This is a genomic window from Pseudoxanthomonas daejeonensis, from assembly GCF_022637495.1.
GTDB classification, from domain to species: Bacteria; Pseudomonadota; Gammaproteobacteria; order Xanthomonadales; family Xanthomonadaceae; genus Pseudoxanthomonas; species Pseudoxanthomonas daejeonensis.
On the sequence record NZ_CP093331.1, the window covers coordinates 641,974 to 665,708 of the forward strand.

Here is a 23,735-nt window from a genome sequence, read left to right on the forward strand (position 1 = left end):
GCGGCCGCGAATCCCCGGAATTATCGCATACCCCACCGTCCAGAATCCCTCGGACGGAAGTCGTATATGCGCCGCAGGATGCCACGCACGACAAAACGGCCGCGCGGGCGCGGCCGTTCCTGCCTCACTGCAATCGCTTCATCGCGCTGCCCGCATGGGCAACGCGATCAGACGGAACTCAGCGCGCGTAACGGCGCTGGAACTTGTCGATGCGACCGCTGGTGTCCATGACCTTGTGCTTGCCCGTGTAGAACGGGTGCGAGGCCGAGGAGATTTCGATCTTCACCAGCGGGTATTCGTTGCCGTCTTCCCACTTCACGGTCTCCTTGGCGCCTGCGGCCAGGGTCGAGCGGGTGAGGATCTTGAAATCGGACGTGACGTCGAAGAACACAACGTCGCGGTAATCGGGATGGATGCCGGCCTTCATGGCGTACACCGTAGTCTGGTAACGGAACAGAGCCCGGCATTGTAGTCGCCTGGCCACCCTTGGCGCAAGACCGGGAATATGCCGGATCAGGCCGCGGCGAGCGCGGCCTGGACGCGAGCCTCGAAACGGGCCTGGTCGTAACGCAGCAGGATCCGCGCATTGTCGGCGGCGCCGGTCTGGCGGTTCCAGTCCACGGCGGTCATGCCCCGCGCCAGGCGGCCCTCGGTCTCCACGGCCACGGGCCGCTCGACCTGCTCCAGCGCCCCCTCCGGCTCCAGCGCCCAGGCCATGGCCAGGGCATCGGCCGAGAACCAGAACTCCCCGCGCCGGTCTTCCGACCACAGCCGGGTCTGGCGCGAGATCGCGTCGTAGAAGCGGGCCCGCGGCGAGTCCGCCGCCAGCCACTCCTCGGTCCGGCGATGGTGGAGGCCATGGGCGATGGTCGCCTCCCAGTCGGCCAGGTCGTACTTCGGGAAGCCGGACAGGACCACGTGCGCGGACTCGGGATCGAAGCCCACGTTGAACTCGGCCACCGGGGTGATGTTGCCGTGGGCGGTGACCGCCCCGCCCATCACCACCAACCGGGCTACGCGCTGCGGCAGGGTCGGATCCAGGCGCAGGGCCAGGGCCAGGTTGGTCAGCGGCCCGAGCGCGACCAGCAAAAGGCGCCCGGCGTGCTCGTGCGACAGGCGCAGGATCGCCAGCGCCGCGTGCTCGCTGGCGACCGTACCGACCGGATCCGGATAGCCGATGTCGCCGAAGCCGTCGCGCCCATGGACGTGAGCGGCATCCTCGCGCGGCGCATGGACCAGCGGCCCATCGCAGCCCGCGAACACCGGTATGTCCTGCCTGCCAGCCACCTCGCGCAGCTTCAGCGCGTTGCGGACGGTGTGGCCGAGGCCGACATTGCCCGCGGCGATGGTCAGGCCGACCACTTCGTGCACTTCGGAATGGAACGCCATCAGCAGCGCCAGCGCATCGTCGACGCCAGGATCGGTGTCGATCAGCAGCGGGATCTTCTCGCTCATGCGGGACTCATCGGTAAACGGCCGGCCAGTGTCGCCATTCCCGCCGGTCCGGGCAAACCCCGGCCACAGGGCCACTCAGGCCGCCGCGTAACGCGTCGCGCCACCGATCCAGCGCGCCACCACCCGGTCGGCCGCATCGGGCGCATGGGCCAGCAACCGGTCCGCCAGTGCGTGCACCTGCGGGAGCAGGCCCGCGTCGCGGGCCAGGTCGGCGATGCGGAAGGCCGCCAGGCCGGTCTGCCGGGTGCCCAGCAGTTCACCCGGGCCGCGCAGTTCAAGGTCCTTTTCGGCGATGACGAACCCGTCCCCGGTCTGGCGCAGCACGTCCAGTCGCTGCCGCGCCATCTGTGAAAGCGGTGGCTGGTAGAGCAGGACGCAGCTGGACGCGGCCGCGCCTCGACCGACCCGTCCGCGCAGCTGGTGCAGCTGGGCCAGGCCCAGGCGCTCGGCGTTCTCCACGATCATCAGCGAGGCGTTGGGGACATCCACGCCGACCTCGATCACGGTGGTGGCGACCAGCAGGTCGAGCGCGCCTTCCTTGAACGCACGCATCACCGCCTGTTTTTCCGATGCCTTCATCCGCCCATGGACCAGGCCCACGCGCACCCCGGGCAACTGTTGCGAGAGCTGCGCGAACGTGCGCTCGGCGGCCTGCGCCTGCTGGCGCAGGTCCTGTCCCGGTTTGCCGTCGTCATCGGGCTCTTCGATCAGCGTGCAGACCCAGTAGGCCTGGCGCCCCTCGGCACAGGCGCCGCGGATGCGCTCGACCAGTTCGGGCCGGCGCTCGGCACTCACCGCCACCGTCTGCACCGGGGTCCGGCCCGGGGGCAACTCGTCGATCGCGGAAACATCGAGGTCGGCATAGGCGGTCATCGCCAGCGTGCGCGGGATGGGGGTTGCGGTCATCACCAGCTGGTGCGGCACATGTCCGCTGGCCGGTCCCTTGTCGCGCAGCGCCAGGCGCTGCTGCACGCCGAAGCGGTGCTGCTCGTCGACGATGACCAGGGCCAGGTCGTGGAAAGCCACGCCTTCCTGCATCAGCGCGTGCGTGCCCACCACCACCTGGGCCTGCCCGGAAGCGACGTCCGCCAGCGCCGCGGCGCGGGCCTTGCCGGTGACCTTGCCCGCCAGCCAGGCCACGCGGATGCCGAGCGGCTCCAGCCACGCGCGCAGGTTGGCCAGGTGTTGCTCGGCCAGCAGTTCGGTCGGGGCGGCCAGCGCGACCTGGCAGCCGCGCTCCACCGCCAGCGTCGCGGCCAGCGCGGCGACCACGGTCTTGCCGGACCCCACGTCGCCCTGGACCAGGCGCTGCATCGGCGACGGCGTGGCGAGGTCCTGGCTGATCTGTTCGAACACGCGCTGCTGCGCGCCGGTGAGCGCGAACGGCAGGCCTTGTCGCAAGCGACTCGCAAGCGTGCCGGTGCCGGCAAGCGAACGGGCGCTGAGCTGCTGCTGCGCCAGCCGCTGGCGGCGCAGGCTCAAGTGGTGGGCCAGCAGTTCCTCGATTGCCAGCCGACGCTGCGCCGGGTGGGTGCCTGCGGCGAGCGCGGCGAGGTCGGCGTCCACCGGCGGGCGGTGCAGCGCCAGCAGCGATTCACGCATGTCCGGCAAGGTGGCCAGCACCGTCTCCGAAACCCCCGGCAGCGAAACCGGCAACAGGTCGAGCACGGCAGTGTCGGGCAGCAGGTCGAGCGCCTGGCCGATCAGCTTCTTCAGCGTGGACGGGCCGACGCCTTCGACCGCCGGGTACACCGGATCGAGCGAGTCGCCAAGCGCCACTTCATCGGCGTCACCCAGCACCCGGTAGCTCGGATGGACGATTTCCAGCCCGTGCTGGCCGGGGCGCGGCGTGCCGAAGCAGCGCAACCGCACGCCAGGGCGGAACTGCGCCACCTGGGCCGCGCGGAAGTGGAAGAAGCGCAGGACGAGGGTGGCGTGGGATCCGTCATCCAGCGCCACCCGCAACAGCGGCCGGTAGCGGAATCCACGCTCGACCGCTTCGACCGTGCCTTCGACCTGCGCCGGCACTCCCGCCTGCAGGTCGCGGATCGGCGTCAGCCGGGTACGGTCCTCGTAGCGCAGTGGCAGGTGCAGCCACAGGTCCTGCACCGTGACCAGGCCACGTGCGGCCAGTTTTTCCGCGGTACCGGCACCGACGCCACGCAGCGCCGCCAGCGGAGTGGCTCCGCCGGCGAGCGAGGGCGCGCCGTGGCGCTTCGTCCTCACGCGCGCGTCCTTCGCCGCGCAATGGCGGCGAACCCGGCCCGGCGCACGCTCAGTCGAGCACCATGACCGCGTCGGCTTCGAACGCCACGCCCTTGGGCAGCGCGGAGACGCCGATCGTCGAACGCGCGGGGAACGGCGCGGAGAAATACTCCTGCATGACCGCGTTGACCGCGGCGAACTGCGTCAGGTCGGTCAGGTACAGGCCCAGGCGCACGATCCGGTCCAGTGAACCGCCGCCAGCCTCGGCCACGGCCTTGAGGTTGTCGAACACCTGCCGCGCCTGCGCGGTGATGTCGCCGGCGACCACCTCGCCGGTGGCCGGGACCAGCGGGATCTGGCCGGAGAAGTACACGGTATTGCCGCTGCGCACGGCCTGCGAATAGGGGCCGATGGCGGCCGGCGCCTTGTCGGTCTGGATGATCTGCGACATGCGGATGCCCTGGAAAGGAAGATGCGGCGATTCTACCGGCTCGCGTGAAGAGCGGCGGAGCAAGGTCGGCCCCGTCGCGGCACACCGGAGTGGCGGGCTCGCCCGGCTTTGCATGGGAACGGGAGCCACACCGCCGCAAACGCGTCGGGCTACCCCGGCCTACTGCCGGCGGACGCCCTGCACCACGTTGAGCCGGCGCAGGCGCCGGATCACTTCCGCCAGGTGGTTGCGGTCGCGGACCTGGATGGCGAAACGCAGCTGCGCGGCGTTCATGTCCCGATCCAGGTAATCCACGCGCTCGATGTTGGACTGGCTCTGCGCCACCGCGGCGGCCAGCTGCGCCAGCACGCCCGTGTGGTTTTCCACATCGACGATGAGCGAGGTGTCGTAGTCGCCGGACACATTGGGATCCCAGTCGATCGGCACCCAGCGTTCGGGCGACTTGCGGAACTCGGCCAGGTTCGGGCAGTCGAGCCGGTGCACGACCACGCCCTTGCCGGCCGTGTGGTAACCCATGATCTCGTCGCCGGGGATCGGCTGGCAGCAGTTGGCGAAGCTGACCACGCCACCCTCGGTGCCGTTGATCAGGATCTTCTCCTGCGAGTGCTTGGAATGGCCGCCGCCCCGCAGTTCGGCATACGCCATCAGCGCCTGCGCGGCCTGGCTGGGCATCCAGTTGCCCAGTGCCACGTCCGCCAGGAACGCCTCCAGCCGGGGGAAGCGGTGCTCGAGCAGGAAAGACTCGAGCCGCCGCGGCGGCAATTTCTCCAGCGAGCTGCCCATCGCTTCCAGCGCGCGGTCCAGCATGCGATGGCCCAGCTGCACCGCGTCCTCGTGCTCGAGCTGCTTGAGCTGGTGGCGGATCGCGGTACGCGCCTTGCTGGTGACGACGAACTCCAGCCACTGCGGCTTGGGCAATGCGGATTTGGCGGTGATGACCTCCACCGTCTGCCCGCTGGCCAGCTTGGTCCGCAACGGCACCAGCTTGCGATCCACGCGCGCGGCCACCGCGCGGTTGCCGATGTCGGTATGCACCGCGTAGGCGAAGTCCAGCGCCGTGGAGTTGCGCGGCAGCGAAAGGATCCGCCCCTTGGGCGTGAACAGGTAGACCTCGTCCGGGAACAGGTCGACCTTGACGTTCTCCAGGAATTCCAGCGAAGAGCCCGCGGCCCGTTGCGAATCGATCAGCTCCACGATCCAGGCATGCGCGCGGCTCTGCGCGCTGTTGGGACCGTCGCCACCATGCTTGTAGGTCCAGTGCGCCGCGATGCCGCGTTCGGCGATCAGGTCCATCTCCTCGGTCCGGATCTGCACTTCGATCGGCGAGCCGTACGGGCCGAACAGCACGGTGTGCAGCGACTGGTAGCCGTTGGCCTTGGGAATCGCGATGAAGTCGCGGAAACGCCCGTCCAGCGGCTTGAACTGCGCATGCACCGCGCCCAGCGAGTGGTAGCAGTCCGGCACGCCGCGTACCACCACGCGGAAACCGAACACGTCCATCACCTGGTCGAAGCTTTTGCCCTCGCCCTGCATCTTGTTGTAGATGCTCCACGGGGTCTTGATCCGGCCGACCAGGCGATGCTCGATGCCCTCGCGGGCCAGGCCCTGCGACAGCTGCACCTCGACCTGGGTCAGCGATTCGCGGCGTACCACGGGCTGGCTGCGGATGTGCTTTTCGATGATCGCGTGGCGCCACGGGTGCAGCGCGCGGAAACCGAGGTTCTGCAGCTCCGACTTGACCAGGCTCATGCCCAGCCGCTGCGCGATCGGCGCGTAGATCTCCAGCGTCTCCCGCGCGATGCGCGTGCGTGCTTCGGCGCCCTGCGCACCGAGCGTCCGCATGTTGTGGAGGCGGTCGGCCAGCTTGATCATGATCACGCGCAGGTCGCGCGACATGGCCAGCAGCATCTTGCGGAAGCTCTCCGCCGCGGCCTCCTGGCGGTCGCGGAACTTGAGCTTGTCCAGCTTGGTGACGCCATCCACCAGGTCGGCCACGTCGGCGCCGAACTGCGCGGCGATCTCCTCGCGGCGCAGCGGCGTGTCTTCGATCGTGTCGTGCAGGATGGCCGCGATCAGGGTTTCCACGTCCAGGCCCAGCTCGGCCAGCACGCCGGCCACGGCCACCGGATGGGTGATGTAGGGCTCGCCCGACTTGCGGGTCTGGCCGGCATGGGCGGCGGCGCCGACGCGCCAGGCCTCCCTCAGCAGCGGCAGCTGTTCACGCGGCAGGTAGGCGGCGGCGCGCTCCAGCTCGAGGACATAGTCGGGCACCGGCTCGCTGGTGGACGGCGAAGCAGGGGCGACAACCTGCGCGGAATGGCCTGGGTTCATGCGGAAAGACTATTCCAGCGGCCTGCCGGCGGCAAACACCGCGCATCGCGATTCGTCGCGCCCGTTACCGCCATTCATGCAGGCTCAACCCAGGCGCTGGGCGCGTTCCACGCCCGGCAGCCCGTCCAGCTTGCCAAGCAGGGTCGAAAGCTGACCGTAATCGGACACCCGCAGGCGCATCCGCAGCTGCACGCGACCGTCTGGACGCACGTCGCTGCGGATGTCGGCCACGTGCGCGTCCTCCTGCGCGATCAGCGTGGTGACGTCCTTGAGCAGCCACTTGCGGTCCACGCCGCTGACCGCCACGTCGACCTCGTAACCGCCCCCGGCGGCGCCCCACTCCACCGGCAACACGCGCTGCGGCTGGGCCGCGGCCAGGCGCGTGAACGAGGCGCAGTCGGCGCGGTGCACGGTGACGCCGCGGATGCGGGTCAGGTAACCGGCGATCGGCTCGCCGGGCACCGGCTGGCAGCAGCGCGCCAGCTGCACCAGCAGGTTGCCCACGCCCTGCACGGTAAAGCCGGCATCGGCCTTCCGGTTGCGCGCCTGGCGCGGCGCCGGGCGCGTGTGCGGCACCGGAGCGGCCTGCGCCGCCGTACGCTCCAGCTCGTGCAGCGCGCGACCGACCTGGTGCGGACCGACATCGCCGAGCGCGACCTGGATGTACAGGTCGTCGACGGATTCGGCATGGAATTTCTTCGCGACCGGTGCCAGGTCTGCATGGTGGAGTCCCAGGCGCTTGAGCTCGCGTTCGAGCATCTCGCGCCCGGCCTGCACGTTGCGCGAGCGGTCCAGCTTGTGGAACCAGGCGCGTACCTTGTCGCGCGAGCGGCCGCTGGCGAGGTAGCCATTGGCCGGCAGCAGCCAGTCGCGGCGCGGATCCGGCTCCTTGCCGGTCATGATTTCCACCCGGTCGCCGCTGCGCAGGTGATGGCCCAGCGGCACGATCCGGCCATTGACCTTGGCGCCGCGATAACGGTGCCCGACCATCGTGTGCACGTGGTAGGCGAAATCCAGCGGCGTGGCGCCCTGCGGCAGGTCGATTACTTCGCCCTTCGGGGTCAGCGCATACACACGCTCCTCGACCAGCTCCGCATCCAGCGCACCGGCCAGGCCTTCGTCGCGGCCCTCGCCGGACTGCTCCAGCAGTTGCCGCATCCAGGCGATCTTGCGTTCGAACGCACGCCCCGCGCCCTTCCCCGCCGCGCTGCCGCCGGTTTCCTTGTAGCGCCAGTGCGCGGCCACGCCCAGCTCGGCCTGCTCGTGCATGTCGCGGGTGCGGATCTGCACTTCCAGGGTGCGGCCTTCCGGCCCGACCACCGCGGTGTGCAGCGAGCTGTAACCGTTGGGCTTGGGCCGGGCGATGTAGTCGTCGAACTCGCCCGGCACGGGTGCCCACAACGCATGGACCACGCCCAGCGCCGCGTAACAGGCGGCGACGTCGTCGACCATCACCCGCACCGCGCGCAGGTCGTAGAGCTTGTCCAGCGGCAGGTGCTTCTTCTGCATCTTCCGCCAGATGCTGTAGATGTGCTTGGAGCGTCCGCTGATGTCGGCAGCCAGGCCCTGCGCCTTCAACGCCTTGCCCAGCTGCCCCTTCACCGCCTCGATGTAGCGCTCGCGGTCGGCGCGGGTCTCGTCCAGTTCGCGCGCGAGGTGGCGATAGGTGTCGGGCTCGAGGAAGCGGAACGCCAGGTCCTCCAGCTCCCACTTGAGCTGCCAGATACCCAGCCGGTTGGCGAGCGGCGCGTGGATGTCGCGGGTGAGCTGGGCCAGCGCGCGCCGCTCGGGTTCGGGCAGGCGGTCGGCGGCGCGCATCCGCGCCAGCTGCCGCGACAGCAGGATCGGCACCACGCGCAGGTCCTGGATGATCGCCAGCAGCAGCCTGCGCAGGCCCTCTCCATTGCGGCCGGCCTCGCGCCCGGCATGCAGCGCCCAGACCTGGTCGGCGGCGTCCTGGCCTTCGAGCAGGCCCGCCACCGCCGGAAGCTCGGTGGCCACGGCCTTGGCGACGACACCGCGCAGCCCGGGCAGGTCGAACAGCAGCGCCGCGGACAGCGCCGATTCGTCGGCGCCCAGCTGTCCGAGCGTGTGCAGGGTATCGGCGATGACCGGCCACGGCAGCCGGTGTTCGTGGCTGGTGCCGCTGGCGTCCCAACCCTGCAGAAACTTCGTCCGCAACGCGGCCGGCAGCAGGTCCGCAGGCGGGCCCTGCAACAGGGCTTGCAGGTCGTCGATGGCGGTGCGGGACAAGGCCGTTCCGGCGTGTGGGGATGCCGTCTACACTAGCGGCCAACACCTCGGAGGAACAAGCATGGAACGTCGCTCTTCGCCGATATGGTCCGTCCTGCTCGTCGCGCTTTGCCTTGCCGCCTTCACCTCCGCCGCCATCGCGCAGTCATCGGGCCAGACGGTGATGGAGCAGCAGATGACGCCGGATGAATTCAAGGCCGCCGGCCTGCACAAGCTCAGCCCCGCCGAACTGGCCGCTTTGCACGACTGGATCCAGCGCCAGCAAGGCGGCACGACCGCCGCGGCCACCGCTTCGGCGCCTGTGTCCGCGCCCGCATCCGCACCGTTGCCTGCGGGTGCCGCCGTCGCCGCCGGTGCGGCCGCGCTGAGCGCAAGCGAGATCGAACGCATCCGCGAGGAAGCGCGCGAGGAAGGTCGCAAGGAGGTCAAGGAAACCAACCGCGGCTTCTTCGACTTCGGCTCCGAGGAACCGATCAAGAGCACCCTCGTCGGCGAGTTCCGCGGCTTCGCCAAGGGCAACAAGTACACGCTGGCCAACGGCCAGGTATGGGAACAGATGGAACCGGCACGCCTTGAAGGCGTGAAGCGGACCGATCCGGCGGTGACGATCAAGCCCGGCCTGCTCAATGTCTGGTTCCTGCGCATCGACGGCTACAACACGCCGGCCAAGGTGCGACGGATCAAGTAAGCCGACGCGGGCGCCGGCATCATGCCGGTGCCCGCCGCCGCTACTGCAGCGACGCCAGCCGCTGCGCGAGCTTCTTCGGCGAGATGCCGCCGCGTGAACCGAGCTCCTGCGCGAACAGCGACACGCGCAGCTCTTCCAGTTCCCAGCGCAGCGCCTGCCAGCCGGGCGCGTCGCCCTCGCCGCGCGACCGTGCGCCTGCCAGCGCATCGGCGAACGGCTTGAGTTCCAGCATCCGCGCCTGGTCGCGGGCCGGATCGCGCAGCGCGCGTTCGGCACGCAGCACCATCGCCTTGAGCCAGCGCGGGTATTGGGCCAGCGCCTCGGCCGGCGTCCGGCGAAGGAAGCCGGGGTGGACCAGGCCATCGAGCTGCGCACGCAAATCGTCCAGGTTGCCGCGCGCCCAGCCCATCAAGGGCGCCTCGAGCTTGGGCTTCAGCTCGGCCACCGTGGCCAGGACCTGCTCGGCCAGTTGCAGGCGCGAAATCGCCTCGCCGAACAGCTGCCGCGACGCGGCCTCTGCGCGACGCTGGAATGCCTTCGTATCGCGGATGCCGTCCAGCCCCTCGGCCAGCACCGCATTGAGCGCGGCCTCGACCAGGTCGGCGCGCAGCTGCTCCTTCTCCCGCGCCTTCGCTTCGGGACCGGTGCCGAACTGCTCGATCGCCGCGTAGAGCAGGCCCAGCTTGGGCGACACCGGCAGCTGCTTGCGCGCCTGCCGCGCCTTGTCGGCCAGGGCAATACGCAGCAGGCGCTCGACCCCGCGCGGATGCGCCGCGAGGGCCTGGGCGCGATCGGCGAACACGCGCAGCACCGCATGCTCGCCCTCGTCGACCAGCGCGGGGTAACCCGGCACGCCCGCCTCGCCCGCCACCTGGCCAGGGATCGGCTCGGCCGGGAAATCGCGCAGCTCGGCCGGGCCAGTGGCCAGCGCCCGACCGGCGCGCGCCGCGAACGCACGCCCGGCGCGCTCGCCGAACGTCGCCCGCAGCGCATCGAGGTCGCGTGATTCGGCCAGCACCTGACCGCCACGGTCCGGCGCCTCGCGCAGGCGCAGGTTCATGCGCAGGTGCGGCTCCAGCGCCGCTTCGTCGAAGTCCAGCGCCGACACCGCCACGCCCGTGGCACGCGAGAGGAACCGCGCCAGCTCGCCGGGCATCGCATCGGCGGAAGGCCGGACGAAGGCTTCGAAGAACGCGCGCCCGAAATCCGGTGCCGGGACGTAGTTGCGCCGCGCCGCCTTGGGCAGGCTGCGGATCAGGCCCGCGGCGCGATCGGCGACGAAGCCCGGCGCCAGCCATGACAACCGCGCCGGATCGAGCGCATTGAGCAAGGGCAGCGGCACCTCCAGGGTGACGCCGTCGTCGGCCGCGCCCGGTTCGAAGCGGTAGTGCAGCGGCAGCCGCGCATCGCCGAGCGCGAAATACTTCGGGTACAGGTCCTCCTGCCCGCCCTCGCCCGGCAGCAGGTCGTCCGTCGTCCAGCGCAGCGAGGACTTGCGTTCCTGCACCAGTGCCCGGTACCAGGCATCGAGTCCGGCGGCGGAATGGATCTCGCCCGGAATCCGGTCCAGGTACCAGCGTGCCTGCCAGCCTTCGTCGGCGACCAGGCCGGCGCGGCGCAGCTTGGCTTCCTCCTCGCGCGCCTGTTCCAGGGCCTTGAGGTTGGCCGCCAGGAACGAGGCCTTCGTGTCGATCTCGCCGGTGACCAGGCCCTGGCGCACGAACAGCTCATGCGCGCCGGGTGGATCGATGCGGCCGTAGTGGACCGGGCGCTTGGGCGCCAGCACCAGCCCGAACAGGCTGATCTGCTCGGAGGCCAGGACATTGCCCTGCGCGCGCGACCAGCGCGGATCGAAATGCTTGCGCGCCAGCAGGTGCGGGAGTTCTGCGATGGCCCAGTCCGGCTCGATCGCGGCTGCAGTCAAGCCCCACACCTTCTGCGTGTCCAGCAGCGTGGCCACCAGCACCCACGGCGGGGGTTTCTTCGCCAGCGGCGAGGCCGGGAACAGCTGGAACCGCCGCTGGCGCGGCGCCTCGTAGTCGCCTTTCTCAGTTCGATGGCCGACCTGGGTCGGCATGCCGGCGAGCAGCGCCCGATGCAGGGACTGGTAGGCGGCAGCGCGCTCGCGGGCGCTGAAGCGCGAAGCCGGCTCGGCAGCAGCGTGCTTGGGCACCGATGCAGGCGCCTGCGCCGCGACCGGCGTGACGGACTTGCCTTCGCGCGCCAGCCGCGCCGCGCGATGCAGCTCGCCACGGGTCGGACGGGCGGACGCACCGCCGCGCTCGTCCGTCGCCGGCGCGCCTGCCAGCAGCGGCAGCACCGCCGCCTCCGCCGCTTCCTCGCGCCAGCCCAGCTCGACGCACAGCAGCTTGAGCTGCCGATGCAGCTCGCGCCATTCGCGCATGCGCAGGAACCCGAGGAAGCGCTTGCCGCACCAGTCGCGCAATTTCGATTGCGTCAGCTCTTCGTGCGCGCTGTCGTAGCCCTGCCACAGGCGCAGGATGCCGACGAATTCCGAACGCGGGTCGGCGAACTGCGCATGCGCGTTGTCGGCCGCCTCGCGCGCCTCCGGCGGACGCTCACGCGGATCCTGCACGCCCAGGAAGGCGGCGATCGGCAGCATCGCGCGCAGGCAGCCGTGCGCCTGCGCGGCGACCAGCATCCGCGCCAGCTTCACGTCCACCGGCAACCGCGCCATCTGCCGGCCGCTCGCCGTCAGCCGACGCTGGCCGTCGGCCACCTCCTCGATCGCGCCCAGCTCGACCAGCTGCTGCCAGCCGTCGGCGATGGCGCGCTCGTCCGGTGGCTCAAGGAACGGGAAGTCCTCGATCCTGCCCAAGCCCAGGCTGAGCATGCGCAGGATCACCCCGCCCAGGCTGGAACGGCGGATCTCCGGATCGGTGAACTCCGGGCGCGCGAGGAAATCCGCTTCCGCGTACAGGCGATAGCACACGCCTTCGGAGACGCGGCCGCAGCGACCCTTGCGCTGGTTCGCGCTGGCCTGGCTGACCGGCTCCACGTGCAGGCGGTCGATCTTGGAACGCGGGCTGTAGCGCTTGATCCGCGCATCGCCCGGGTCGACCACGTAGCGGATCCGCGGCACGGTCAGCGAAGTCTCCGCGACATTGGTCGCCAGCACGATGCGCCTTGGCGGGCCGGGATTGAACACCCGGTCCTGGTCGCGCACCGACAGCCGCGCGTACAGCGGCAGCACTTCGGTGGACCGGTACTGGCGCTTCTCCAGCGTGCGGTGCAGGTCGCGGATCTCGCGCTCGCCGGGCAGGAACACCAGCACGTCGCCGCGCGGATCGGCAGCGGTGATCTCGTCGATCGCGGCGGTGATCGACGAAAGCGGATCGAGCTCGCGATCCTCGCGGCCACGGCGTGCGGCGTCGGCATCCTTCCTTCCCTTCGGCGACGGCGCCTCCTGGCGGGCGCTGGCGACGATGGGCTCGGACCCCCTGCCGTCCGGTGGCCGGTAGCGCACCTCCACCGGATAGGTGCGCCCGGCGACCTCGACCACCGGCGCATCGTCGAAGTGCCTGGAGAAGCGCGCGGTGTCGATCGTCGCCGAGGTGACGATGATCTTGAGGTCGCGACGCTTGCGCAGCAGCTGCTTGAGATAGCCGAGCAGGAAATCGATGTTGAGGCTGCGTTCGTGCGCCTCGTCGACGATGATCGTGTCGTAGTTCGACAGCCAGCGGTCCGAGGCGATCTCGGCCAGCAGGATGCCGTCGGTCATGAACTTGATGCGGGTGTCCTCGCCGACGTTGTCGGTGAAGCGCACCTGGTAGCCGACCTGCCCGCCCAGCGGCGTCTTCAGTTCCTCGGCTACGCGCGTGGCCACCGCGCGCGCGGCGATCCGGCGTGGCTGCGTGCAGCCGATCATGCCGGCCACGCCGCGACCAGCGGCCAGGCACAGCTTGGGCAGCTGGGTGGTCTTGCCCGAACCGGTCTCGCCGGCCACCACCACCACCGGGTGTTCGCGGATCAGCGCGACGATGCGTTCGGCCTCGGCGGCTATTGGCAAGGCCGCGTCCACCGTCACCGCGGGCAGGTTCGCCGCGCGCGCCGCGCGCAACGCCTGCGACGCGGCCAGCGCCTGCTCGAAGCGCTCGCGCAGCGCCGTGTCGGCCGGCTTGCCGCGCCAGCGCGACCACAGCCCGTGCAGGCGACCGCGGTCGCGGCCCAGCGCCTGGTCGATCCCGCGCCGGGCGGCTTCCAGGGGCTTGCTCAGGTGGTCGGGGATCGCTTCCATCACTGTTTCTGTGTTCGTGGCCGTGTGAAACTTTGCATAACGCAGCGGGGTTTACTGTCTATTGTGACAGCCCCATCCGTGACCTGTGGACCCACCGCCAAGGAGCGAACCATGGCCAAGAGCAAACCCGTCAAGAAGAAGGCCGCAGCCCCGGCCAAGAACAAGTCCGCTGGACTCAACCCGGTCGCGTCCAGCTCGCGGATCGACATCGGCATCGGCGCCGGCGACCGCAAGGAGATCGCCGAAGGCCTGTCGCGCTACCTGTCCGACGCCTTCACCCTGTACCTGAAGACGCACAACTTCCACTGGAACGTCACCGGTTCGATGTTCAATTCGCTGCACGCGATGTTCATGGTCCAGTACACCGAACAGTGGAACGCGCTGGACGAGGTCGCCGAGCGCATCCGCGCGCTGGGCTTCAACGCGCCCGGCTCCTACGCCGAGTTCATCCGCCTGACCTCGATCCGCGAGGAGGAAGGCGCCACCGGCGTGCCGGACTGGAAGGGCATGGTCCGGCAACTGGTGTCCGGAAACGAGGCGGTGTGCCGCACCGCGCGCGGCGTGCTCAAGACCGCCGACGACGCCGGCGACGACCCCACCGTGGACCTGCTGACCCAGCGCCTGCAGATCCACGAGAAGTACGCGTGGATGCTGCGCTCGCTGCTGGAGTGAGCTGGCAACGCGGCGTACATGCGCCGCCGCGTTCCCCGGACGGCCGCCCCCAGGGCGGCCGTCACCGTTGTGGACCGGCAACTCCATAGAGCGGGGCTTGCCCCGCTGCCCTTCTTCCCGCCATGAGGCTCCGACCGACGGGGGCAGCCGGGCAAGCCCGGCTCCATGCGCGCGTTTGTGCTCAGCCCTTGGCGAACACCAGGCGGCCGCCTTCGGCGTCGACCCTCACCATGTCGCCCGTACCGAACTCGCCGGCCAGGATCTTCTGCGCCAGCGGGTTCTCGATCTGGGCCTGGATCGCACGCTTGAGCGGGCGGGCGCCGTAGACCGGGTCGAAACCGACATTACCGAGCAGCTCGAACGCCTTTTCCGACAGGTCCAGCTTGAGGCCGCGCTCGGCCAGGCGCTTCTCCAGCCCGCGCAGCTGGATCCGCGCGATCGACGTGATCTGCTCCCTGTCCAGCGGATGGAACACGACGATGTCGTCGAGCCGGTTGATGAACTCCGGGCGGAAATGCGCCTGGACCACGCCCATCACCGCCGCCTTCATCTGCGTGTAGGCCTCCGCGCTGCCGTCGCCGGACAGCTCCTGGATCTGGTGCGAGCCCAGGTTGGAGGTCATCACGATCACGGTGTTGCGGAAGTCGACGGTGCGGCCCTGGCCATCGGTCAGGCGGCCGTCGTCGAGCACCTGCAGCAGGATGTTGAACACGTCCGGATGCGCCTTCTCGACCTCGTCGAGCAGGATCAGCGAATACGGCCGGCGGCGCACCGCCTCGGTCAGGTAACCACCCTCCTCGTAGCCGACATAACCCGGGGGCGCTCCGATCAGGCGCGCCACCGAATGCTTCTCCATGAACTCGCTCATGTCGATGCGGACCATCGCGTCGGACGAATCGAACAGGAACTCGGCCAGCGCCTTGCACAGTTCGGTCTTGCCCACGCCGGTCGGGCCCAGGAACAGGAAGGAGCCGATCGGCCGGTCCGGATCGGACAGTCCGGCGCGCGAACGCCGCACCGCGTCGGAGACCACCCGGATCGCTTCTTCCTGGCCGACCACGCGCCGGCCCAGGTCGGACTCCATGCGCAGCAGCTTCTCGCGCTCGCCTTCCAGCATCCGGTTGACCGGGATGCCGGTCCAGCGCGAGACCACCTCGGCGATCTCCTCCTCGGTCACCCGGTCCTGCACGAGCCTGAATTCCTTCTGCTCGGCTTCCTGGGCGGCGGCCAGCTGCTTTTCCAGCGTCGGCAGCGTGCCGTACTGGATCTCGCTCATCTTCGCGTAGTCCTGGCGACGCTGGGCGCTTTCCAACTCGAGGCGCGCGGCTTCGATCTGCTCCTTGATCCGGGTCGCACCCTGCAGCGCAGCCTTCTCGGACTTCCAGACCTCGTCCAGGTCTGAGAACTCGCGGCCGAGCTTGTCGATGTCGCTTTCCAGGTCGGCCAGGCGCTGCTTCGAGGCCTCGTCCTTCTCCTTCTTCAGCATCTCGCGCTGGATCTTGAGCTGGATCAGGCGGCGCTCCAGGCGGTCCAGTTCCTCGGGCTTGGAATCGATCTCCATGCGGATGCGCGAGGCGGCCTCGTCCATCAGGTCGATGGCCTTGTCCGGCAGCTGGCGGTCGGCGATGTAGCGGTTGGACAGGGTCGCGGCGGCGACGATCGCCGGGTCGGTGATCTCCACGCCGTGGTGCACCGCGTAACGCTCCTTCAGGCCGCGCAGGATCGCGATGGTGTCCTCGACGCTCGGCTCGCCGACGAACACCTTCTGGAAGCGGCGCTCGAGCGCGGCATCCTTCTCGATGTACTGGCGGTACTCGTCCAGGGTGGTGGCGCCGACGCAGTGCAGTTCGCCCCGGGCCAGCGCGGGCTTGAGCATGTTGCCCGCGTCCATCGCGCCATCGGCCTTGCCGGCCCCGACCATGGTGTGCAGTTCGTCGATGAACAGGATGATCTGGCCTTCGCTCTTGGCCAGGTCGTTGAGCACGCCCTTCAGGCGCTCCTCGAACTCGCCGCGGAACTTGGCGCCGGCGATCAGCGCGCCCATGTCCAGCGAAAGCACGCGCTTGCCGCGCAGCCCCTCGGGCACCTCGCCATTGACGATGCGCTGGGCCAGGCCTTCGACAATGGCGGTCTTGCCCACGCCCGGCTCGCCGATCAGCACCGGATTGTTCTTGGTCCGGCGCTGCAGCACCTGGATCGTGCGGCGGATCTCCTCGTCGCGACCGATCACCGGGTCGAGCTTGCCCGACTCCGCGCGCGCGGTCAGGTCGATGGTGTACTTCTCCAGCGCCTGGCGCTGGTCTTCGGCATTCTCGGACTGCACGGTCTCGCCTCCACGGATCTTCGCGATCGCAGCTTCCAGTTTTCCCTTGTTCGCGCCGGAGGCCTTCAACGCCTGCCCGACTGCGCCGCCGTCCTCCAGCGCGGCCAGCACGAACCACTCGCTGGCGATGAACTGGTCGCCGTTCTGCTGGGCCAGCTTGTCGGTCAGGTTGAGCAGGCGGGTCAGGTCGTTGCCGACCGACAGGTTGCCGGCCTGGCCGCTGACCTTGGGCAGCTTCTCCAGCGCCTCGCCCAGGCGCTCGCGCAGCAGGGGCACGTTGACCCCGGCCTGGGCCAGCAATGGCTTGGTGCTGCCGCCGGACTGGTCCAGCAGCGCGGTGAGCACGTGCACCGGTTCGAGCAGGTTGTGGTCGCGGCCCACGGCCAGCGACTGCGCGTCGGCCAGCGACTGCTGGAAACGCGAGGTGAGCTTGTCCATCCGCATCGGGGTTTCCTCGGCAAAGGAGTGGCCGGCGCTGCCGGCGATGCTACCCAGATGAGGTTGCGCGGGTGTGTTTCAAGGCCGAGTGAGACCAATGTTCAGCCACTGCACGGCGCGCGCCACCACACGATAATGCGCCATGGCCGAAGCCCGCCCCTGGTACCTGTACCTGCTGCTGTGCCGCAACGGCGCCTGCTATGCGGGGATCAGCCCGGACGTGGAAGCGCGCTACCGGGCCCACGCCGCCGGTACCGGCGCGCGCTACACCCGCGCCAATCCGCCGGTGCGCCTGCTGGGCAGCCGCGCCTATCCGGACCGTTCGGCCGCATCGCGCGCGGAGTGGGCGATCAAGCAACTGCCGAAGGAGCGGAAGCTGGCGTTCCTGCAGGAGGACGGCACGGACGCCGCGACCGGCGGCGACGCCCTGCCCTGAGCTCAGGCCGGCTCGAGCCAGCCCTCGTAGCGGATCAGCGGCCCCACCAGCGGCAGGCTCGCCTCGACCCTGAATTCGTAGCGCCCCGCGTGCTCGCGTTCGCGGCACTGCACCCGGCCGAAAACGCCCGTCGGCAGGGGCAGCACGCCGAGCAGGCGTACGCCTTCCACGTTCCAGTAGATCGCACCGTCGGCGGTGTGCAGCAGGAAGCGGAACTGGATCGGGCCAAGCCGCTCGCGGAGCAGACCGTTCCGGCACTTCAGGCGCGAGGTCATCGGATGGCCACCGAAGTCCCGGCGCCACGTCTCGCCCTTGGCCGTTGCGGTGAACTCCATCCGCAAGGGCGCATCCATCATCGCCGGCGGCAGTCCGGCGATGGCCGCGCACAGCCTCGCCAGCGGATGGCGCCCGCGTTCGACGTCGACCCGGCCGGCGTACGTGGCGTGCCCGCGGATCGAATGCAGCGCGCGCAGCGAATCGGGCAGGTTGAAGAACGGCGCGCGCAGGACCTGCTGGAACACGGTCGGCTCGACGGCGGACACGACCGTGGCGGACGAAGCGGCGGCGGAACTGGAAGTCATGCGGACGCTGCGTCGGACCGGAGCCACAGCATACCCGCCGCAGGCGTCGATCCAGGCCGCCGCTGCAACCGTCCGTCGCAGCTCAGGCCGCGCCTGGCCGTTCCTTCTGCAGCGAAAGCAGCGCCAGCAACGCGGCCAGCACCACATACGCCCCGGCGAACTGCCAGGCGATCAGCCTGGGCAGGCCCTCCAGCGTCCACGGCCAGTAGATGCCGCCGCGCGGATCCACCGAATGGACCAGGCCGAACAGGGTCAAACCCGCGCCCAGCAGCAGCACCGCCGCGGCGCGCCGGGTGCGACCGTCGATCAGCGCCACCAGCGCCGTGCTCCACAGCATCGCAGTGATGATGAACCCGTTGCCCAGGGTGACGATCGCCGCGAGTTCCGGCAGGCCATGGCCGTCGGCGGCGTTGTACAGCGCGGCGTGGTGTTCCGGCGCAATCCATGCCGGGTTGCCGAGCTTGATCACCAGCAGGTAGGCGATCGAGGGCAGGAATGCCAGCGCCACCGCCGGCGCGTGCCGGCGCTCGGTGGCCTGGAAGGCCTGCACGGTGATGTCCAGGCCCACGTACACGATGATCGGCGCCAGCACCGCGATCGGCAGCCACTGCACCAGCCCGGCCAGGTAGCCGAACACGCCGCCGAGGCCGACGAACACGCCCGCCAGCAGCGTGTAGCCGTGCCGCGCGCCCATGTGCTTGTAGGCCGGTTGCCCGATGTAGGGCGTGGTCTGGGCGACGCCGCCGCAGACGCCGGCGACCAGGGTCGACAGCGCCTCGACCAGCAGTACGTCGCGGGTACGGTAATCGTCGCCGGCCGCGCGCGCGCTCTCGGCCACGTTGATGCCGCCCACCACCATCAGCAGGCCGAACGGCAGCAGCAGCGGCAGGTAAGGTACGGTCGCCGCCAGCCCGTCGACGAACTGCAGCGTCGGCACCGGCAGGGCGAAGGTCAGGGTCACGCCCTGCGGCAGCGCAAACCCTGGCATGCCCAGCCCGGCAAGGCCGAGCGCGTAGTAGAGCGTCGTGCCGATCAGCAGCGCCACCAGCACGCCGGGCAGGCGCACCGGCAGGCGGCCGCGCGCCACCAGCACGTACAGCAGCAGGCCGAACGTCACCAGCCCCGCCACCGGCGAGCGCAAGGTCTCGACCAGCGGCAGGAAGCCGAGCAGGGTCAGCGCCGCGCCACCGATCGAGCCCAGCAGCGCCGCGCGCGGCACCCAGCGGGTGATCGCATCGCCGCAGAACGACAGCGCCAGCTTGAGCAGGCCCATCACCACCAGCGAGGCCATGCCCAGCTGCCAGGTGGCGATCGCCGCGGCCTGCGCGTCCATGCCCTGCTGGCGGAACGCGAGGAAGCCCGGACCGAGCACCAGCAAGGCCATGCCGATGCTGGTCGGCGCATCCAGGCCCAGCGGCATCGCGGTGACGTCGTCGCGGCCGGTGCGCATCGCCAGCCGGCGCGCCATCGCGGTATAGGCCAGGTTGCCGACCAGCACGCCCAGCGCGGTACCGGGAAACATCTTCGTGTACACGACCTCGGCCGGGAATCCGAAGATCCCGACCAGGGCCAGGGCGATGAAGCCCAGGATCGACAGGTTGTCGACCACCAGGCCGAAGAAACCGTTGAGGTCGCCGGCGACGAACCAGCGCGGCCGGAAGGTGGGGGTCATCGAATGCGGATCCTGCGGTAGAGGGCGACGTCAGCGTGGCGACCGGCCGGCAGGGTGACCTGCCGGCCGGTGGCGTGGCTCAGAAGGTGAGCCTGAACTCCGCGCCGAAGGTCCGCGGCTCGTTGATGAAGCCGGTCAGGTTGTTGAAGTCGATGCCGCCGACGATCCGGGTCTGGTCGGTGATGTTGCGTCCGAACAATGCGAAATCGTAGGCGCCGTCGCCCCAGCCGTAACCCACGCGCAGGCCGCCTTCCAGCGAGGACCGGCCGCGGAACTCGGGCGATTCGTACAGGAAGAAATTGACCTCGCTGCGATAGGCCCAGTCGGTGAAGAAGTACAGCTCGCCTTCGCTCAGCGGGATGCCCCAGCGCAGGGTCAGGTTGTGGATCCACTCCGGTGCCTGCGGCAAGGAGTTGCCGTCGATCAGCGCGTAGGTGCCGCCGCCGATCGTGGTGGTCGGATCGGTCACCGTGCAGCCGCCGCCGCAGACGGCCACGGCGAGGTCGTCGTCCTGGATCCGCGTGTCGTTGTAGCTGCTGCCCCAGGTCAGCAGGAGCCCCTCGGCCAGCCACGCCTCCAGGTCCAGCTCGATGCCCTGGCCGATGGTCTTGTCGGCATTGAGCAGCGTGGCGACGTTGGCGCCACCACCGACGGCGATCAGCTGCTGGTCGCTGACATCGTAGCGGAACAGGTTGAAGCCCACGCGCGCGCGGCGGTCGAACAGGTCGGCCTTGATCCCCGCCTCGTAGGAGATCACCGACTCCGAGTCGGCCGTGGACACGCCACCGTTGGGCGCGGCCGCCGACGCGAACAGCAGGCGGCCCTGGATCGAAGGCGCACGGAACCCCTTGGCCACGCGACCGTACAGGTTCACCGCCCCGTTGACCTCGTAGACCGCGCTGGCGTCCCAGCTGACGTCATCCACGTCGGTGTCGACCGTGTACGGACCGCCCACCGGCGCGCCGAATGGCGCGCCTTCCAGCACGCTGGCCGAGAAATCCTTCTCGTCCTTGGTGTAGCGCACGCCGGCGCGCAGCTTCAGCTTGTCGGTGGCCGCGTACTCGGCCGAGCCGAACACCGCCCAGGCCGTGTTCTCCTGCTCCTGCACCGCGTGGCCGGCCCGCGGGTTGCCCGGAGACAGCGAGTCGTAGTTGAAGCTGTCGATGGTCAGGTCTTCGCGGTACCAGAAGAAGCCGGCCTGCCAGTCGAAGCGTCCACCGTAGTCCGACTCCAGGCGGAATTCCTGGGTGACCTGCGAGTGGTCGGGAATGCCGTCGGCCGATTCGGAGGCGAACGGAATGAAGCCCGGGCCGGACATGCCCGGCGGCAGGAATGCCGCGCCGTAGCCGCCGTCGATGTCGCCGCGGTTGAGCGATTCCAGCGTCTCGTAACCGGTGATCGAATGCAGGCTCAACTGGCCGAAGTCCCAGCGCAGCCGCGCGCTGCCGCCCCAGGTCTCCAGGTCGGAGAAGTTGACGCCGTCCAGCGACACCTCATCCTTGTCGAAACCGGGCACGAAGCGGTTGCTGCCCGGCTCGATGATGTTGGCGCGGAACAGGCGCGCGGTGCCGTTGAGGTCGCGCCGGTGAAGGTTGAACAACGCCTCGAATGCATGGCCCTCGTACAGGAACTGCACGCGCGCGGCAGATTCGTCGTAACCCTCGAAACCGTCGCTGGGGCCGGGATAGGTGTTGGTCACCCAGTCGTCGCGGCGCTGGTACAGCGCCGAGGCGCGCGCCGACCAGTTGCCACCGAGCGCGCCGCCGACCGCACCTTCGAAGTTGACCATCGCATCGCTGCCGTAGGCCAGCTGCGCGTAGCCATCCAGTTCCTGCGACGGCCGCACCGAATCGAACTTGACCACGCCGGCCGGCGTGTTGCGGCCGAACAGGGTGCCCTGCGGTCCGCGCAGCACTTCCACCTGCTCGATGTCGAACAGCGGGAAGCCCTTCAGCAGCGGGTTCTCCTGGACCACGTCGTCGTAGACCAGCGAAACCGGCTGGGACGCGTTGAGATCGAAGTCGGTGTTGCCCAGGCCGCGGATGTAGAAGCGCGGGAACGCGCGGCCGTACGAGGATTCGATGTTGAGGCTGGGTACGCGCGCGGACAGGAAGCGGATGTCGGTGCCGCCCGAGCCGAGCACGTCGAGTTTCTCGGCACTGATGCTGGTGATGGACACCGGCACGTCCTGGATGTTCTCGACCTTGCGCTGCGCGGTGACCTGCACCGCGTCCAGGGTGGTGGCGGTCTCCTGCGCGAGAAGGGGCGGCGCCAGCAGGGCGGCGGAGACGGCGAAGGCAAGCGTGGTACGCGACGGCACGATCCGCGACAGTCGGCTCATGGCGGGGTCCTGGCGGTGGGGGGGGGGGGGGGGGGATTAACGATAACGCAACATTACGGCGATCACAGGAACGGTCAGAACGCCACCTCGACCGGGTGCCGCGACCACAGGACCGACTGGTGGCCGGTCGCCTGCTTCCAGGCCAGGCGGATGGCTTCGATGTCGGCGCGCCTTCGTGGCGTGTCCTCGTGGAGGACGACCAGGACCTTGGTGCGCAGGCGGTCGGGGCCGGGATCGCCGCGGAACAGCCATTGGCCGTAGGCGTCGAACACGGTCAGCCCGTCGGGGAAGCGCGGGGTGACCTCGCGATCGAGGAATTCGCGCCAGCGTTCCTCGCTGGTCGGCTCGGCGTGCACACGCGACGGGGCGCCGTCCTCGCTGCCCATCCCGAAGTACAGCTCGCTGCGCAGCCAGCCCTGCGCCTGCGCGGGGCGCGCGGCGTCTCCCTCGATGTGCGGCGCTGGGGCATCGGCGGGTAGAGGAGGCGCACCGGCGCATGCGGCAAGCAGCGAAGCCAACAGGATGGGAAAGAGTGTGCGGATCGACATGGACGTGCGTTCCCGTGCGGCAGGCAGCGTGTCGGCCGCATCGCCGGCGGGCAAACAACACCGTGGCATGAGCAGATGCCACGGCATGACTTGCCAGTTTGCGGTGCGGCGATCATAGCCCTGCGTCCGGCCGCACGAATCCCGGCCGGCTGGCCAGTGGAGCGCATTCGCGCGCGCCTTCCGGTGACATCGCCCACGTCGCTGTACCCGCAGGGCACCGGCCGTGCCAGGCCACGTAACCCGGGCATCACGGCACCGGGTCCACAATGCAGCCATGGCCGACGCGAACCTCCCACGCCCGTCGCCGCCGCCGCTCGACGACGACTGCGCGTTGTTCCTTGACGTGGACGGCACCCTGATCGGGTTCAGCACCGACCCGGCGTCCGTGCGCGTGCCCGCGCAGGTGCTGGAAACGATCGGCGCGATCAGCGACCGCCTGCAGGGCGCGGTCGCCCTGGTCAGCGGCCGCCCACTGGTGCAGCTGGACACGCTGTTCGCACCGCTGCGCCTGCCGGCGGCCGGGCTGCATGGCCATGAATTCCGTGGCGATGCCCAGGCAGCGGCCGACATTCCCGAGGACACCTCCGCGTTCCTGCACGAGCTGCATCGCGCGGCCACCCACCTGGCCGCGGCGCATCCGGGCGTACTGGTCGAAGACAAGGGCGTGAGCCTGGCGCTGCACTGGCGCGCGGCGCCGCAGGCGGCCGACTCGGTCGCGGGATTCGCCCGCGAGCGCATCGCTGGCCTGCCGGGATATCGCCTGCAGCCGGGCGACCACGTGATCGAGTTCGTGCCCGAAGGCAGCGACAAGGGCGCGGCGGTGGAACGGATGATGGCGCGGCCGCCCTTTGCCGGACGCCTGCCGGTGTTCATCGGCGACGACCTCACCGACGAATTCGGCTTCGCCGCCGCCCATCGCGGCGGCGGCTGGAGCGTGCTGGTCGGCGCCCGTGCCGGCAGCATCGCCCGCCATGCCCTGGCCGACCCGGACGCGGTCCATGAATGGCTGCGCGCGAATGCGCTGCAGGCGAGCGTCATGGCCCGGCGCAGCACGGGCGCGGGCGCGGACGGATGACGACACGC

At 69.8% G+C, this 23,735-nt stretch carries 16 protein-coding genes; 4 read left to right on the forward strand and 12 right to left on the reverse strand.

The annotated features are described in order from the left end of the window. Positions 1-178: 178 nt before the first annotated feature. From MNQ95_RS03050 to MNQ95_RS03075, 6 genes are all read right to left on the reverse strand, one after another. Positions 179-427 (reverse strand): type B 50S ribosomal protein L31, encoded by a 249-nt coding sequence (locus MNQ95_RS03050; protein WP_162411185.1) that lies wholly within the window; start codon positions 425-427, stop codon positions 179-181. An 86-nt stretch (positions 428-513) separates the two neighbouring features. Beyond that, entirely contained in the window at positions 514-1,455 is a 942-nt protein-coding gene (locus MNQ95_RS03055) for a nucleoside hydrolase (RefSeq protein WP_241953764.1), read from the reverse strand. Between the two features lie 75 nt (positions 1,456-1,530). Then, positions 1,531-3,681 carry an ATP-dependent DNA helicase RecG gene (gene recG / locus MNQ95_RS03060; RefSeq protein WP_162411183.1) on the reverse strand — a complete coding sequence of 717 codons (2,151 nt, stop codon included), beginning with the start codon at positions 3,679-3,681 and terminating at the stop codon, positions 1,531-1,533. A 49-nt stretch (positions 3,682-3,730) separates the two neighbouring features. Then, positions 3,731-4,111: a RidA family protein gene (locus MNQ95_RS03065; protein ID WP_162411182.1), complete on the reverse strand. Its 381-nt coding sequence runs from the start codon at positions 4,109-4,111 to the stop codon at positions 3,731-3,733. 159 nt (positions 4,112-4,270) lie between these two features. After that, a complete protein-coding gene (locus MNQ95_RS03070) occupies positions 4,271-6,442 on the reverse strand; it encodes a RelA/SpoT family protein (RefSeq protein WP_241953765.1) in 2,172 nt (723 codons plus the stop codon). Between the two features lie 84 nt (positions 6,443-6,526). Beyond that, entirely contained in the window at positions 6,527-8,695 is a 2,169-nt protein-coding gene (locus MNQ95_RS03075) for a RelA/SpoT family protein (RefSeq protein WP_241953766.1), read from the reverse strand. A gap of 61 nt (positions 8,696-8,756) precedes the next feature. Here MNQ95_RS03075 and MNQ95_RS03080 point away from each other — a divergent pair, with 61 nt between their 5' ends. Further along, complete coding sequence (locus tag MNQ95_RS03080) at positions 8,757-9,383, forward strand: hypothetical protein (RefSeq protein WP_162411179.1); 627 nt, start codon at positions 8,757-8,759, stop codon at positions 9,381-9,383. Positions 9,384-9,423: 40 nt separating this feature from the next. Here MNQ95_RS03080 and hrpA read toward each other — a convergent pair whose 3' ends face one another. Further along, positions 9,424-13,641: an ATP-dependent RNA helicase HrpA gene (gene hrpA, locus MNQ95_RS03085; protein WP_241953767.1), complete on the reverse strand. Its 4,218-nt coding sequence runs from the start codon at positions 13,639-13,641 to the stop codon at positions 9,424-9,426. Positions 13,642-13,752: 111 nt separating this feature from the next. On the opposite strand from hrpA, the gene MNQ95_RS03090 reads away from it, so the two are divergent. After that, on the forward strand, positions 13,753-14,313 hold the full coding sequence (locus MNQ95_RS03090) for a Dps family protein (protein ID WP_241953768.1): 561 nt from the start codon (positions 13,753-13,755) through the stop codon (positions 14,311-14,313). 181 nt (positions 14,314-14,494) lie between these two features. On the opposite strand, the gene clpB is transcribed toward MNQ95_RS03090, so the two are convergent. Then, positions 14,495-17,080 carry an ATP-dependent chaperone ClpB gene (clpB, locus tag MNQ95_RS03095; protein ID WP_241953769.1) on the reverse strand — a complete coding sequence of 862 codons (2,586 nt, stop codon included), beginning with the start codon at positions 17,078-17,080 and terminating at the stop codon, positions 14,495-14,497. A 136-nt stretch (positions 17,081-17,216) separates the two neighbouring features. Between clpB and MNQ95_RS03100 the strand changes: the two genes are divergently transcribed. Beyond that, positions 17,217-17,510 carry a GIY-YIG nuclease family protein gene (locus tag MNQ95_RS03100; RefSeq protein ID WP_241953770.1) on the forward strand — a complete coding sequence of 98 codons (294 nt, stop codon included), beginning with the start codon at positions 17,217-17,219 and terminating at the stop codon, positions 17,508-17,510. A gap of 2 nt (positions 17,511-17,512) precedes the next feature. Here the strand turns inward: MNQ95_RS03100 and MNQ95_RS03105 are convergent, their stop codons facing one another. The 4 genes from MNQ95_RS03105 to MNQ95_RS03120 form a co-directional block, all read right to left on the reverse strand. Further along, on the reverse strand, positions 17,513-18,091 hold the full coding sequence (locus MNQ95_RS03105; protein ID WP_241953771.1) for a DUF4166 domain-containing protein: 579 nt from the start codon (positions 18,089-18,091) through the stop codon (positions 17,513-17,515). Positions 18,092-18,173: 82 nt separating this feature from the next. Next, the gene (locus MNQ95_RS03110) at positions 18,174-19,763 is read right to left on the reverse strand and encodes a SulP family inorganic anion transporter (protein WP_241953772.1); all 1,590 of its coding nucleotides are present in this window, start codon (positions 19,761-19,763) and stop codon (positions 18,174-18,176) included. 79 nt (positions 19,764-19,842) lie between these two features. Then, a complete protein-coding gene (locus MNQ95_RS03115) occupies positions 19,843-22,104 on the reverse strand; it encodes a TonB-dependent receptor (protein WP_425605701.1) in 2,262 nt (753 codons plus the stop codon). A gap of 74 nt (positions 22,105-22,178) precedes the next feature. Continuing rightward, on the reverse strand, positions 22,179-22,646 hold the full coding sequence (locus MNQ95_RS03120; protein ID WP_425605730.1) for a DUF3574 domain-containing protein: 468 nt from the start codon (positions 22,644-22,646) through the stop codon (positions 22,179-22,181). 280 nt (positions 22,647-22,926) lie between these two features. On the opposite strand from MNQ95_RS03120, the gene otsB reads away from it, so the two are divergent. After that, a complete protein-coding gene (gene otsB, locus MNQ95_RS03125; protein WP_162411567.1) occupies positions 22,927-23,727 on the forward strand; it encodes a trehalose-phosphatase in 801 nt (266 codons plus the stop codon). Positions 23,728-23,735 lie beyond the last annotated feature (8 nt).